Below are 13,992 nucleotides of genomic sequence, written 5' to 3'. Positions count from 1 at the left end.
GCCGTGCGCACGCCCCCCGGGAAGGAGAGCTACGAGACATGAATCCAGCCACCATCGTCGAACTGGTGCGCGCACGAACCGAGGAGAACCCGCGCCGCCTGGCCTTCCGATTCCTTACCAAAGGGACCGGAGGCGCTGAAACGCTCGATTACGGAGAGCTGCACCAACGCGCGCGCGCCATCGCGACCACATTGAGAGAAGCGGGACTGGCCGGCCAGCGCGCGATCCTCCTTTATCCGCCGGGTCTGGAGTACATCCATGCCTTCTTCGGTTGCCTCTACGCCGAGGTCACCGCGGTGCCGTGCTATCCGCCGGGCCTCACGCGCGCCAGCGCCGCCGTCATCCCCCGCATCGCCGAAGACGCGGGCGCCAAAGCGGTGCTCACCCTCTCGTCTTGGTCCACGGACGAGGCCCGCGGCGCGTGGTTCGGGCGCGCGCTCCAAACGCTTCACGATATCGTCACCATCGCCACCGACCGCATCGAACATCACGCCGCCCATCGATGGCGCGCACCCGCGCTCACCGATCGGTCGCTGGCGTTTCTCCAATACACATCGGGCAGCACCGGCGATCCCAAAGGCGTCATGGTGACACACGGCGCTTTGATGGCGAACCTGCGCATGATCGCGCACGCCTTCCGCGCGGGCGAGCGCGATCGCGCCGTTTTCTGGCTGCCGCCCTACCACGATATGGGGCTCGTCGGCAGCATCCTCGGGAGCCTCTCGATGTGCATGCCCGCCACCTTGATGCCGCCGGCCACCTTCATGCGCGCACCGCTCGCGTGGCTCGAGGCCATCTCCGATGTTCGCGCCACGGTCACCGGCGCGCCGAATTTTGCTTTCGACCGTTGCGTTCGCGCCGCCCTCGCCCGCCCAGAGCTCGCGCGCCACCTCGATCTGTCGAGCCTCGAGCTGACCTTCAACGGCGCCGAGATGGTTCGAAGCGACACCATGAACGCGTTTTGCGAGGTCTTCGCCAAAAACGGCTTCCGCCGCGAGAGCCTATTTCCTTGTTACGGCATGGCCGAGACCACCCTCCTCTGCGCATCGCGCCCGCGCATGGGCGGCGTCGAAGTCCTTCGCATCGACCGCAAACGGCTCGAGCAGGACGGGCGCGCGATCGCGGTCCGCGAGCCGCGCGCGGCCGTGGCCCCCGATGCGCCGGAGCGGGGGTGGACCCTGGTCGGCGCAGGCCAAGCCGCCATCGGCACCGATGTGCGCATCGTGAACGAAACGACCCACGAGCCGTGCGAGCCCGGTGAGGTGGGCGAAGTATGGATCCATGGGCCGAGCGTGGCCGCCGGCTATTGGGGCAAGCCGGAGCTGAGCGAGCGCACCTTCCGCGCGCGGCTCGCGGGATCGGACGACACATCGCCGCGCTTTCTGCGCACGGGCGATCGCGGCTTCTTGTGCGGCAATGAGCTCTATCTCGTCGGGCGTTCGAAGGACACCGTGATCGCGAACGGCCGCAACTACGCCGCCGAAGATCTGGAGAGCTCCATGCGCATGGCGCACCCCGCGATCAAGCCGCACCGGTGCGTGGCGATCGCGATCGAGGAGGCCTCGACCGAGCGGCTCGTTCTGCTGGTGGAGTGCGACAACAAGATCCTGGCCGAGACGAACGCCCGCGCAGAGCAGGTGCTCGAGGCCATCCATCGCCGCATTCGCTCGGACCATGGCCTCGATGCGCACGTGGTCCTGGCCGTGAAATCCGGCGATCTACCGGTGACCACCAGCGGCAAATCGAAGCGCAGCGCGTGCCGCACCCGCTACGCGGAGCGCACCTTGCAAATCGTCGCGCGCCGCGGTGAGGACCTCGACGCCTACGTGTCGGCCGTGCAGAAGGCCGCGTCACGGCTGTCGGGCCTCTCGCCGGACCCGAGGACCCGCTTGGGCGATCTGGGGCTCGACTCGCTCGGCGCGTGCAACCTCTCGGCCGAGCTCGCGGATCGATTCGGCGTGGATCTCGGGCCGGCGCATTTTGTTGCCGAAGCAACCATTGAGCGCATCGCCGCGCAGCTGGAGGAGCACGCCCGAGCGTCGCGCGTCCAAGAGCCCCAGGAATCGCACAAATCCCATGAACCGCACGAGCCGCAAGGGCAAGGGCCCCCGAAAAAGAGCGAGCCGCTCGCCACCCGCCTCCGCGGGCACGCGGAGCACTTCGGGCGGCTCGAGTCGGCCGATGTTCTCAATTACAACTTGGTTCAAGAACGAAAACTGAATGCCACCGACGCCCGGCTGGGGGACGAGACGCTCACCTTCTTTTCGTCCTACAGCTACCTGGGCCTGGGCGATCACCCGCAGGTTTTGCAGGCCAAAGTCGAGGCCATCCAGCGCTTTGGCAGCGGCTCGCACGGCGTGGCGCTGCTCGGCGGGTACACCTCGGAGCACGAAGCGCTGGAGCGAACGCTCGCCGCGAGCTTCCACACCGACGAAGCGCTCCTCTACTCGTCCGGCTACATGGCGAACCTGGCGGCCATCGATGGGCTGATGAAGGAGGATGGAATCATCTATTGCGATAGGCTCGTCCACACGTCGATCCTCGATGGCTGCCGCCTCTCGGGCGCGGAGGTTCGAATGTTTCCGCACCAGAACGAGGCGGCCCTCGCGCGCATGCTCGCGCGCCGCCCCAGAGGCCGCCCGGCGCTGGTCATCGTCGATGGGGTCTACTCGCTCCGCGGCGAGATCGCCAACCTGCCCGCCCTGGTGGACGTGGCCCACCGCCATGGTGCGCTGATCATGGTCGACGAGGCCCACGCGCTCGGCGGCATCGGCCACCGCGGGCGGGGCACGGCGGAGCACCACGGGCTCGAGGGGCACGTCGACCTCTTCACGGGGGGGCTCGGCAAAGGCATTCCAGCCCACGGCGGCTTCGTCGCCGGGCGCAGCGCCATCGTTCACTACCTTCGCTTCCGCAGCAACCCGCACGTCTTCAGCGGCGCCATGGATCCCGCCAACGTGGCCGCGGCGCGCGCCGCGCTCCGCGTCATGGAGTCCGATCCCGCGGTGATGGGCCGACTGCGCGACAACATCGCGCTCATGGAGCGCCTGCTCGAAGCGCATCGCATCCCCTCGCTCCGCTGGGGCTCCCCGTGCATGCCGGTGGTCTGCGACGATGACACCGAGGCCCACGCGCTCTCCCGCGAGATGCGGCGGCGCGGCTTCTACATCGCGCCCATCGTTTACCCCGCGGTCCCCAAGGAGCAGCAAGGCCTGCGCCTCACCGTCACGGCCGCCCACACGACCCTTCAAATTTCACGATGCGTCAAGGAGCTCGACGACGCGCTTTGCAGCCTTCGAAATGGCGTGGCGTCCCGCACCCGCCCGCATGTCACGTGCGCGCCGACGCCCTACACCCTCATCCCCGAGGCGCTGGCCGCCTTTGCGCGCGGAGAGCCCGTCCTCGTCTCGGACGACGAGGACCGCGAGAACGAGGGCGACCTGGTGATCGCCGCCGAGCACGCGACGGCGGCCGCCATCAACTTCATGATCACGCACGGCAAGGGCCTGGTGTGCTTGGCCATCAGCCATGAAATCGCCACTCAGAAACAATTGCAACCCATGGTCACCATGAACCGCGATCCCAAAGGGACCGCCTTCACCATCAGCATCGACGCCGATCCCAAGTACGGCATCACCACCGGCATCTCCGCCTCCGAGCGCGCGCGCACGGTGGGCATCCTCATCGATGCCGCGTACGGGCCCGAAGCCCTTCGCTCCCCCGGTCATATGTTTCCACTGGTCGCGCGCGAAGGTGGGCTCAAGGTACGTCGAGGTCACACCGAGGCCGGTGTGGATATGGCACGTTTGGCCGGCTGCACCAAGGCGGCGGCGGTGCTGGTCGAGGTGATCAACGAAGCGGGGGAGATGGCCCGCCGTGACGAGCTGATCGAAATGGCCAAGCAGTTTCACATTCCCTACATCACGATCGAGCAGCTCACGCAGTACATCGCCAAGGCGGAGAAGCTGGACGAGGAGCGCCGCCACACCACCTTCCTGGCACACGATGCGGTGGAGGCCCGAGCCGATTCGCTACCCATTCCAAAGGTGGCGTGACATGCTCGCATGAAGCGAGCGCTCGATGACCCACCTCACGACGGACACCGCGGCACTCTGGCTCGCCTTCGGGCTGGTCGTTCTATCCATGCTCGCGCTCGATCTCGGCCTGTTTCAGCGCCAGCCGCACGCCCCCAGCACGCGCGAGTCCCTCGCGTGGAGCGCCGTGTGGCTGGCTCTGGCCGCGACCTTCGGCGCCGGCGTCACCTTGCAGCTCGGCGCCGCGAAGGGGGTTCAGTTCTTCACGGCTTATCTCCTGGAAAAGGCCCTCTCCGTCGACAATCTGTTCGTGATGGTCCTCGTATTTGGATATTTCGATATCCCCGCCTGGGCGCAGCGCAAGGTCCTGGTGGCCGGCGTGGCCGGCGCGTTCGTCCTGCGCACGGTGCTGATCCTGCCCGGCACCTCGCTCGTGGCCCATTTCCACTTTCTCATCTACATCCTCGGCGCGCTCTTGATCGTCGCCGCCTACAAACTGCTCCGCGAAGAGCCCTCGGACGAGACGCGCTCGGAGGGCCTCGTCGAGCGCACCGCGCGCCGCATGTTTCGAATCGCGCCGGCCCTCGATGGCACCCGCTTCTTCACCCGCAAGGACGGCGTCCTTTTCGCGACGCCGCTCCTCGTCACCCTCTTGGTCATCGAGGCCACCGACGTGGTCTTCGCCCTCGACTCCATCCCCGCGGTCCTGGGCGCCACCACCGATCCTTTCATCGCCCTCACCTCGAACCTCTTTGCCGTCCTGGGCCTGCGCTCCCTCTATTTCCTTCTGCCCAAGCTCCTCGCCCGCCTGCGGCACCTCAAGATCGGGCTCTCCCTGGTCCTCCTCTTCATCGGCGCCAAAATGCTGGCCTCCTTTGCCTTCGAGGTGCCCGCGGGCGTGAGCCTCCTCGTCATCACCTGCCTGCTCGGCGGCTCGACCCTCACGTCATTGCGCTCGGAGCGCGCGCGCTCGTAACACGAACGCCTTGTCCCATTTATGGCCCGATGAGCACGCTGCATGCGCGCGCGTGGCGTCTGTAGCCGCAGGTCCTAGATGTAGTTTCGATAGGATGTAAAGATCGATCGGAACCCGAGGTCGCGTATAAACATGCTCGATGCGTTCCATCGTTTACGGGTTCGCCCCGGTCGCCGTTGCGCTCGTTGCATTCTGCAGCATCGATTGCTCGTCCTCGTCCCCGTCGCCGGGCGCTACGGGGCCCAAAGGCCCATTCGGCATCGACACACGTCCCACGAACGGCACGTGCCGCGCGCCCGAGCGCGGCGCCGCGGGGATCAAGCTCACGCGGGTCTTCCCGAACCTCACGTTCGACGCTCCCTTGTACATGGTCCAGGCCCCCGGGGATCCGAGCAAGTGGTACGTCGTGGAGCAAGGGATGGACAATGGCCCGGCGGCGGGCATTCACGTGTTCGACAACCGCCAAGACGTCGACAGCACCCGCGATTTCATTCGATTCAAGCCCAATGAAATCCCCTCCGGCGTCCCGTCCAACGAGGCGGGGCTCCTGGGTTTTGCGTTCCACCCGGACTACGCCAACAACCGCACCGTGTACCTCTCGTACACCTTGCACAGCCCCACCAGCCGGGCCGACATGAAGTCGGTGGTGAAGCGCTTCAAGCGAAAGACCGTGCTGAACGAGCTGGATCGGGGCACGGAAGAGACGTTGATCTCCGAGGACAAACGGCCCCTGGAGTTCGATCAGCCGGACATCGAGCACAAAAACACGTCCCTCGCCTTTGGCAACGACGGCAAGCTCTATATCGGCTTCGGCGACGGCGGGGAGGAAGATGGCGCGAAAGGACAGGACATCAAGGGCTACTTCGCCAAAATCCTGCGCATCGAGGTCGATCCGGCGGGCGGCTCCACGTACAAAGTCCCGACCGACAATCCATGGGTCGAACACCCGCTGGGTGTCGGGGAGCTCAAGGAAACGTGGGCGCGCGGCTTTCGAAACCCCTGGCGTTTCAGCTTCGACAAGGTCACGGGCGAGCTCTGGGCGGGGGACGTGGGCGACGACAAATACGAAGAGGTCAACCTCATCGAAAAGGGCGGAAACTACGGGTGGCGCATCAAGGAGGGGTTCGACTGCACCAAGCGTTTTCCGGAGTTCAAGTGCCCGGATCCCACCCTCAAAGATCCGGTGGTCGCGTACGAGCACGGCAATGGGGACCGCGGCATCATCGGCGGCTACGTCTACCGCGGGAAGAACATCCCCGCCCTGGTCGGCTCGTACATCTTCAGCGATCTCTCCTCGGGGCGCATCTCGCGCATGGTCCGCGATCCCAAGACCGGCGCGGCGTCGATCGAAGATCTCGGCATGGCGGGCTTCAACGTTTCGTCCTTCGGCGAGGGGCTGGACGGCGAGCTGTATGTCATCGACTACATTCATGGCCGGCTCTATCGCATCGACCCCGTCCCTTTTTCGGACCCGGGCTCGGCCGCATTTCCGCGCGCGCTGTCGGCGACCGGCTGCGTGAACCCGCAGAACCCCAAGGAGCCCGCGGCGGGGTTGATTCCTTACGACATCAACGCTGCGCTGTGGTCGGACGGCGCGGGCAAAAAGCGTTGGTTCGCCATTCCGGATGGCACCACCATCAAGGTGGCCGAGGATGGCGACTGGGATTTTCCCAATGGCAGCGTGCTGATGAAGCAATTTTCAATCGGCGACAAGCTGGTCGAAACGCGCTTGTTCGTCCGCCACCAAGACGGTGAGTGGGCGGGCTACACGTACGAGTGGAACGATGCGCAGACGGACGCCACCTTGGTGCCCGCCATCAAGACGAAGAAGGTTGGGACGCAAGATTGGACATACCCGGGGCGCTCGCACTGCCTCCAATGCCACACGGCGGCCGCCGGAAGAACGCTCGGGCCGGAGAGCGCCCAGCTCAATATGGATATGCTGTACCCGGGCACGGGCAGGGTCGCCAACCAGCTCTCGACCCTCGAGCACATCGGCATGTTCAGCGCGCCCTTGGGCGATGTCTCCGCCATCGCGCACTATGCGAAGATCGATGGCACGGAGTCCCTGGAGGTCCGGGCGCGCTCGTACCTTCATGCCAATTGCGCCGGCTGCCATCGGCCGGAGGGCCCGAGCATCGGCCCGATGGACCTGCGCTTCGCGATGACCGCCGGCGGCGCGGGCCTCTGCAACGTGGAGCCCTTCGGCGAAATCGGGGAGGCGGGCTCGAAGCTACTGGTGCCGGGGCAGCCCGCCAAGTCGGTCATCTCGCGCCGCATCCACACGACCGATCCGGGCCTGCGCATGCCGCCGCTCGCCTCGCGCGTCGTTCACCCCGAGGGCACGCGGCTCATCGACGATTGGATCACGTCGCTGACCACGTGCCCTCCGCCTCCGCCCTCGACCGAGTGAGCGCGCCGTTTACGGCGCCCCCACCCCAGAGGGTAGGAGCTGCACGTCATCGGCCATCACGTACGCCACGCGGTGGCCGAACTGAACCTGGAAATAGCGCGTCCCGCCCTCCACCACCACGTGCCCCGCGGGGTCGAAGGTGGTCGCCCAGAGGTACTCCGCCTCGGGCACCTCGCCCACGGCGTACCTCTGGCCCGCGAGCAGCGCGTATTGCAGCGGCACGATCGCCTGCACGGGCACCTGGGCGGGATACGCTTCCTTCTCCGGATACGCGCGCCCGTACACGGGAATCGACGCCTTTCCCTCTTTGGGCGTGACCACGAACCCAAAGGCAGGGAGCGCGGCGGGCGCGCTCGGTGGATTGTAGAACCACCCCTTTTGCCCCAGGTACCAAATGGCGGTCCAATCGCCGCGGCGCTCGGCCACCGCATACTGCTGCCCGGTGGAGACGCGGCTGCCATGATCCGAGACGTGGAGGGTGCTCGTCCCATCCGGCGGATGGCGGCCCACGTCCTTGAGCAGCGGAGCGTCCGCCCGCGGCTCCGTGCGCAGGATCACGGCCGACGAAGGCCGCGCCGGACAGGGATCGGCCGGACGATTTTTGTCGCAGCCGATGAACGGCGGCTGGTTCTTGGCGAAATCGGGCTTGATGGTCACCAGCCCCGCGCGCGCGCCGCCCGTCTTTCGCAGGGGCGCGCCGAGCAAGTCGAAGTAGTGCGCCCAATCCCAATACGGGCCGGGATCCCAGTGCATGTTCTTGACGGTGTTCGGCACCGTGCCCTGCACGTTGTCGTGACCTAGAATGTGCGCGCGATCGAGCGGGATCCCATAGCGCAGCGCCAGGTAGCGCACGAGCCTCGCCGAGCTGCGGTAGAGGGCCTCGGTGTACCATGTCCCCTGGGCGGCGAAGCCCTCGTGCTCCAGGCCAATCGACTTGGCGTTGACATACCAATTGCCCGCGTGCCACGCCACGTCCTTGGTCCGCACGTGCTGCGCGACATGGCCGTCGGAGGAGCGCAAGGTGTAATGCCAACTCACGTACGTGGGATCCTGCACTTGCTCCAGGACATGCGGATAGTACCCCTCCGTGTCGTGAACGATGATGTACGATATCCGCTGGCTGTTCGGTCGATCGGCCAAATCGTGATTGCCATAATCGCCGCCGCCGAGCTCCTGATAGGGCGCCGGGATCCACTCGCACCCCAGCTCCGCGGGACAATCCGTCTCCGCCGCGACGCTCGCGCGCAGCCCGAGGCGCTCGAGCTGCTCCACCTTGCGCGGCCGGAGCTCCGCGCGCCCGAACAAGGTCACGTCCTGCCCATCGTCCGTCACCCGGTGCGCGCCCTCTGCCATGGTCTCGAAGACGTCATCGGCAAACCGCTTTGCCGAGCCTGCGTCCGCCGCGCCGCTGTAGCGCGCCACCGCGCCATACCAATCCGCCGGATCGGCGCTGAGCGCCCCTGGATTCGCCGCCCGCTGGTAATGCGCCAGGAGCGCCGCGCCGGCGCGGATGTTCTGCTCCGGATCGCGGCGGAGCGTATCTCTGTCGAGCCCCACCAGCCGCGCCGCGAGATCCATGGTGCGCAGCGACGGCGCCATTTCCGCAGCGACGGCGCGGGTAGCGCTCGGGCGCAGGGGCCGCGCATCGTCGCCGCGCGGATCGGCGTCGTCTTCGTCCATTTGTCCTTGCGCGCGGGAGCTCATGGAACGAGCCGCGTCCACGTCGGTCAGGTGCATGGGGCCGTAGCCCGCGCTGCGGCTTGGCGCACCGGCGTTCGCGTCCCACCGCGATTCCATGTACGCGACGCCGAGCAGCACACTCTCGGGCACACCGAACTCCCGTGACGCCTCCGCAAACGCGCGTTGCCGTGTGCCCTCCGGACCCGTCGGTCCGAGCTCTCCCGACTCGGGGGGCGCGGTCTGACAGCTCGCAAACACACCCAGGTTCACCAGGATCATGCAGCCGGCGAAAATTCTTTTCATCACCATATCTTAGTCATGAGACCACCCAATTCGGCACTCCGTTGATCGCAAATCGAAGACACAACCGCTATCAACCGAATGGTCATGATGTACGAATCACATTTGGTCGCAGGCGCGTATCCCAGTCGCATTTCAGATATTCACGCTTGCGAGAATCCGTAGTCCGGCGGCACTGTGCTGGAATGGATCCCACCCGAGGCACATCCGCATCTTTCTCCACCCGAGCCTTTCTCTGCATGTTCCTCACGTTCTTTTCGTCCGCGGGCACCGCTGCGTGCTCCGGCGCGGACATCGATACGGAGGACAATCCGGACATCACGGATTCGACGTCCGACGAGTTGCAATTGGAGGCCGCCCCCGTGGCCCTCGACAAGGTCATTCCTGCGCCGGTATCGGTGCAATCGAGCGCGAGCCAAACGCATACCATCACGCAGAGCACCGTGATCTACACCGAGGCCAATTCGGCCGAGGCCGCGCGCGTGGGCGAATACCTGGGTACATTGCTCCGCCCCGCCACGGGATATCCCCTCCCCGTGCGCCCCGCGTCGAGCGTGAGCTCTGGCATCGTGCTCCTCCTCACGGGCGCCAATCCCAAGGTCGGCGCCTCCGGCTACGAGCTCGACGTCGATCCGAGCCGCATCCTGGTGCGCGCGAACACCGGCGCGGGACTCTTCGCGGCCGTGCAGACCCTCCGGCAATTGCTACCGGTTACCATCGAGGGATCATCGACCCAAACCGGCCCGTGGCAGGTCGCGGGCGGCCACGTCTTGGACTACCCGAAGTTCGGCTACCGGGGCGCCATGCTCGACGTGGCCCGCCATTTCTTCCCCGAAGGTACGGTGAAGAGGTACATCGACCATCTGGCGCGCTACAAATTGAACTATCTGCACCTCCATTTGTCCGACGATCAGGGCTGGCGCATTCAAATCGACGCCTATCCACGATTGGCGACCTACGGCGGGAGCACCCAGGTCGGCGGAGGCCCGGGCGGCTATTACACCAAGGCCGTTTACACGGATATCGTCGACTACGCGGCGGCGCGGTACATCACCATCGTCCCCGAGATCGACATGCCCGGCCACACCAACGCGGCGCTGGCGTCGGTGGCGGAGCTCAATTGCGACAACAAGGCCAAGCCGCTCTACACGGGGACGGACGTCGGGTTCTCCACGTTCTGTATGGACGCGCAGCACCGCGACGTGGTGGTCAAGTTCGTGGGCGACGTGGTGCGCGAGCTCGCGGCCCTCACGCCGGGTCCGTACATTCACCTGGGCGGCGACGAAGCATCGAGCACCTCGGAGCCCGATTACCTCGCCTTCGAGCAGCGGGTGATGCCCCTGGTGGCGCAAGCCGGCAAAAAGCTGATCGGCTGGCACGAGATCCTGAAGGCGAACCCCGAGACGTCGGCCATCCCTCAATATTGGGGGACGACCCCCACCGACAGCAGCGTTCAAGCGGCGGCCAAGCGCGGGCTGAAGATCCTGCTCTCGCCGGCCAACAAGGCGTACTTGGATATGAAGTACAATCGCAACACGCCGCTGGGCCAGGACTGGGCCGGTTTGATCGAGGCGCGCGACGCGTACAACTGGAACCCCGCGAGCTACCTCACCGGCGTCTCCAGCAGCAGCGTGGCCGGCATCGAGGCGCCCCTGTGGACCGAGACGCTCACCACCCTCGCCCATATCGAGTACATGATCTTCCCCAGGCTCCCGGCCCTGGCCGAGCGCGGATGGGCGTCGGCCAACCAGACGTGGGACCAGTTCAAGCAGCGCCTCGCCGCCCAAGGCCCGCGCTGGAAGAAGGCGAACATCACGTACTACGCGTCGCCCCAAGTGCCCTGGCCCTGATCGCAGCTCCCGCCTGCGCGTCGGTACCGCCCCACGAGTCGTTTGGCAGCGTGGTGGCGGTACCGCCCTTCGGGGTGGAGTACCGCCCTTGGGGTGAATCGCGGTATCATCGCCGGGTGAGCGCGGATACGTCGGACAAGGAAACGCCTCAGGCGCGCATCAACCGGGAGATGACCGAGCTGCTCAGCGAGCTACGCATCGCGCTGCCGGGGGTGCAAATGCTCTTTGCGTTTCTCCTCACCGTCCCCTTTCACGAGACGTTCGCGCGGCTCTCCGAAGAGTTGCATATTGCATTCTTTTTCACGTTCGCGTGCACGGCCACCGCCGCCATTTTGCTCATCGCCCCCTCGTCGAACCACCGCATCGCCTTTCGCGCCCACGACAAAGAGCGGCTCCTCTACCGCTCCAACGGCTTTGCCATCGTGGGCATCGCCTTCCTGGCGCTCGCCATTTGCGGGGTCGTCTTCCTCATCTCCGGCATGCTCCTGGGCGAGCGCCTAGCCCCCGCCGCCGCCGCCGTCCCGCTCGTGCTCATCCTGGCCACGTGGTACATCGTCCCCCTCGTGCGCCACTGGCGCCATCTGGGGAACGAGGATCACCGGGGCCGGTAGTCTCCCGCGCGGATACCGTGCCGCCGCATCGAGCGATGCAAGCTCGCGCGCTCGATCCGCGCGGGCGAGGAGCTCGCGATCGCGGCCGACCTCGTCTCCTGCCGCGATCCCTGGCGCCACGACCATGCCGGCGCAGCGTCGTCGAGCACGTTTTTCCGAGGGATCCATGGGACCGCCTTGACAATGTTCGATGAGCATCTAATTTCGTAACCATCGAACAATGCCCTCCAAGCCCGACGAAAGCGGCATCTTCGGCGCCCTCGCCGATCCCACCCGCCGCGCCATCCTCCGCCTTTTGCGGCGCGGCTCGAAGAGCGCCGGCGACATCGCGGCAGCCTTCGACCTGGCCAAGCCCACGCTGTCGCATCATTTTGCGGTGCTCCGACGCTCGGGGCTCGTGCGCGCGGAGCGGCGGGGCACGTCGATCGTGTACACCCTTCAAACGAGCGCGCTCGAGGAGGTCGCGGCCGAGCTGCTCGAGCTCGTCGCGCCGGTCACGTCGGCCGCATCGGCCGCCGGTCGCAGCGGGGGCCTCGGACGCGCTCGAAAGGAGCGTTTGCCATGAGCGATCCTCTCCCTATCCGGCCTGGCCGGCGCATCCGAAGAACGGATATTCTCGCCGTCGTCGCGCTGGGCGCCTCGTTCGCGGTCACCGCGATCCTGTGGTCGTCGCTTCCAGCGCGCATCCCCATCCACTTCGACGTGAATGGCGTCGCCAACGGCTTTGCGTCGCGCGCCGTGGGCGGTTGGCTTCTCCCTGCGCTGGCCGTCGCCATGTGGCTGCTGGTGCGGTTCGGCGCGGCCTGGCTGCCCGTGGGCGCACGGGCGGCGGGCGGCGCGGGCTCCGCGGGGACGATGGCCTCGGTCGCGTGCGCCCTCGCCATCTTTTTATTGGCCGTTCATACGGCCACCCTGCGCGCGGCGGAGAGCGGGCAATTGCCGCAAAGCTTTTGCCCCCTGGCCATTGGTGGCCTCTGCCTCACCCTCACCATTTTGCTCCCGCGCGTGCGCCGCAACGCCTTCGTGGGCGTGCGCACCCCATGGACCTTGGCGTCCGACGAGAACTGGGCGCGCACCCACCGCCTCGCCTCCTTCACCATGTTGGCCGCCACCATCGCGTGCTTCGCGACCGCCCTCGTGGCCCCCGCGCTCGGCGTGGCCATCGCGTGCGCGGCGGTCGTCTCCGCCGCGCTCATCCCCGCGATTTACTCGGCCTTCCTCGCGCGAGGCGGCTACAAAAGCTGATACGCGCGCATGTTCGTGGTCAGCATGTAACAGTCTTGCAGCGATCCCGACGTATCGGCGAGCGAGCGATAAATACCCCACTTGGGCCGAACGCGATCGGCGAGGAACGTATCGACCCCGGTGACCTTCTTGTCGAGCACCGTGGCCTCGCCATCGCGAACGACCCAGCGCACCCACCCGTCGGGCCCATTGGCGGCTTTGAACTCCACGTCCGTGCTGATCCACTTGTCCTGGAGCGGCGCCAAATCGATTTCGCCCACCATGGTGTCGGACTCGAACACCTTGACCTCGATCCGCGTATTGGTCTTGCGCCGGCGCAGCGACATCACCAGGATGGGGCTCGAGCCATCGCCCGGCTGTTTGAGCTGCATGATATGGGTGAAGCTGGTGGTCGCCTTGAGCGAGCTCGGAATGAACAACGACCACGAGAGCCGCCAGGTCTCGCCCGCGCGAATCTCCAAGTTGGCGCCGTTCGAGGCGCGCATGCCCTTTACTTCCTGCCGCTGGCGATCGGTGCTGGCGTCGCGATCGACCGTGTGCATGTTGAACCGAAAATTGTTGTCCTGAACGAAAATGTGAGGCTGCCCCTCCGTGTGCGAGTTGGCACGGTCGTCCTCGACCCCTTCGAACGACTTCAACAATCCATCTCGGTTGGCCTCCGGGCTCCATTTCAGCTGCCACGAAGCGTCCGGGGCCAGGGTCGACGCCTCCGAGTCGTTCGGCCTGCCATTCGCCGGCTCGGACTCTGCGGGCGCGCACATGATGCCGAGCGACGAGGTGACCAGAGCGGCCAAGGTAAGGGCGAAGCGTCGGTTGCCGAGGAAGTGGGGCATGGATCCTCCTTTTGCGATTCTTTGCGATGGGGCGCGCGTTGGACACGCGA

Annotated in this window: 9 protein-coding genes; 7 read left to right on the top strand and 2 right to left on the bottom strand. The window is 66.3% G+C overall.

Going from position 1 to position 13,992, the window contains the following annotated elements; all coding sequences use genetic code 11:
- Nucleotides 1-38: 38 nt before the first annotated feature.
- The 3 genes from ribB (at nucleotide 39) to LZC94_00850 (ending at nucleotide 7,423) form a co-directional block, all read left to right on the top strand.
- Complete coding sequence (gene ribB / locus LZC94_00860; GenBank protein ID WXB15829.1) at nucleotides 39-4,055, top strand: 3,4-dihydroxy-2-butanone-4-phosphate synthase; 4,017 nt, start codon at nucleotides 39-41, stop codon at nucleotides 4,053-4,055.
- Between the two features lie 25 nt (nucleotides 4,056-4,080).
- Nucleotides 4,081-5,010: a TerC/Alx family metal homeostasis membrane protein gene (locus tag LZC94_00855; GenBank protein WXB15828.1), complete on the top strand. Its 930-nt coding sequence runs from the start codon at nucleotides 4,081-4,083 to the stop codon at nucleotides 5,008-5,010.
- 139 nt (nucleotides 5,011-5,149) lie between these two features.
- Entirely contained in the window at nucleotides 5,150-7,423 is a 2,274-nt protein-coding gene (locus LZC94_00850; protein ID WXB15827.1) for a PQQ-dependent sugar dehydrogenase, read from the top strand.
- A gap of 9 nt (nucleotides 7,424-7,432) precedes the next feature.
- Here LZC94_00850 and LZC94_00845 read toward each other — a convergent pair whose 3' ends face one another.
- Nucleotides 7,433-9,406, bottom strand: coding sequence for an N-acetylmuramoyl-L-alanine amidase (locus LZC94_00845; GenBank protein ID WXB15826.1), 1,974 nt, complete (start codon nucleotides 9,404-9,406; stop codon nucleotides 7,433-7,435).
- A gap of 236 nt (nucleotides 9,407-9,642) precedes the next feature.
- Between LZC94_00845 and LZC94_00840 the strand changes: the two genes are divergently transcribed.
- The 4 genes from LZC94_00840 to LZC94_00825 all read left to right on the top strand — a co-directional run bounded on the left by LZC94_00840 (nucleotide 9,643) and on the right by LZC94_00825 (nucleotide 13,109).
- Nucleotides 9,643-11,253 carry a beta-N-acetylhexosaminidase gene (locus LZC94_00840; protein ID WXB15825.1) on the top strand — a complete coding sequence of 537 codons (1,611 nt, stop codon included), beginning with the start codon at nucleotides 9,643-9,645 and terminating at the stop codon, nucleotides 11,251-11,253.
- A 50-nt stretch (nucleotides 11,254-11,303) separates the two neighbouring features.
- Nucleotides 11,304-11,864 (top strand): DUF6328 family protein, encoded by a 561-nt coding sequence (locus LZC94_00835; GenBank protein ID WXB15824.1) that lies wholly within the window; start codon nucleotides 11,304-11,306, stop codon nucleotides 11,862-11,864.
- Nucleotides 11,865-12,084: 220 nt separating this feature from the next.
- Nucleotides 12,085-12,429, top strand: coding sequence for a metalloregulator ArsR/SmtB family transcription factor (locus tag LZC94_00830; protein WXB15823.1), 345 nt, complete (start codon nucleotides 12,085-12,087; stop codon nucleotides 12,427-12,429).
- The gene (locus LZC94_00825) at nucleotides 12,426-13,109 is read left to right on the top strand and encodes an SdpI family protein (GenBank protein WXB15822.1); all 684 of its coding nucleotides are present in this window, start codon (nucleotides 12,426-12,428) and stop codon (nucleotides 13,107-13,109) included. The genes LZC94_00830 and LZC94_00825 overlap by 4 nt, the downstream gene beginning before the upstream one ends.
- Here the strand turns inward: LZC94_00825 and LZC94_00820 are convergent.
- Nucleotides 13,097-13,942, bottom strand: coding sequence for a polysaccharide lyase (locus tag LZC94_00820; protein WXB15821.1), 846 nt, complete (start codon nucleotides 13,940-13,942; stop codon nucleotides 13,097-13,099). The two genes, LZC94_00825 and LZC94_00820, sit on opposite strands and share 13 nt — an antisense overlap.
- Nucleotides 13,943-13,992: the final 50 nt, after the last annotated feature.

It is taken from the genome of Sorangiineae bacterium MSr11954 (assembly GCA_037157815.1).
GTDB lineage: Bacteria > Myxococcota_A > Polyangia > Polyangiales > Polyangiaceae > Pendulispora > Pendulispora albinea.
Note: the sequence above shows the minus strand (reverse complement) of the source record. Positions and strands in the feature narration are given on the sequence as shown.

Coding starts and splice junctions, on each gene's coding strand:
- LZC94_00830 (WXB15823.1), top strand. CDS start 12,085: ATGCCCTCCAAGCCCGACGAAAGCGGCATCTTCGGCGCCCTCGCCGAT.
- LZC94_00850 (WXB15827.1), top strand. CDS start 5,150: ATGCGTTCCATCGTTTACGGGTTCGCCCCGGTCGCCGTTGCGCTCGTT.
- ribB (WXB15829.1), top strand. CDS start 39: ATGAATCCAGCCACCATCGTCGAACTGGTGCGCGCACGAACCGAGGAG.
- LZC94_00825 (WXB15822.1), top strand. CDS start 12,426: ATGAGCGATCCTCTCCCTATCCGGCCTGGCCGGCGCATCCGAAGAACG.
- LZC94_00855 (WXB15828.1), top strand. CDS start 4,081: ATGACCCACCTCACGACGGACACCGCGGCACTCTGGCTCGCCTTCGGG.
- LZC94_00840 (WXB15825.1), top strand. CDS start 9,643: ATGTTCCTCACGTTCTTTTCGTCCGCGGGCACCGCTGCGTGCTCCGGC.
- LZC94_00845 (WXB15826.1), bottom strand. CDS start 9,406: ATGAAAAGAATTTTCGCCGGCTGCATGATCCTGGTGAACCTGGGTGTG.
- LZC94_00820 (WXB15821.1), bottom strand. CDS start 13,942: ATGCCCCACTTCCTCGGCAACCGACGCTTCGCCCTTACCTTGGCCGCT.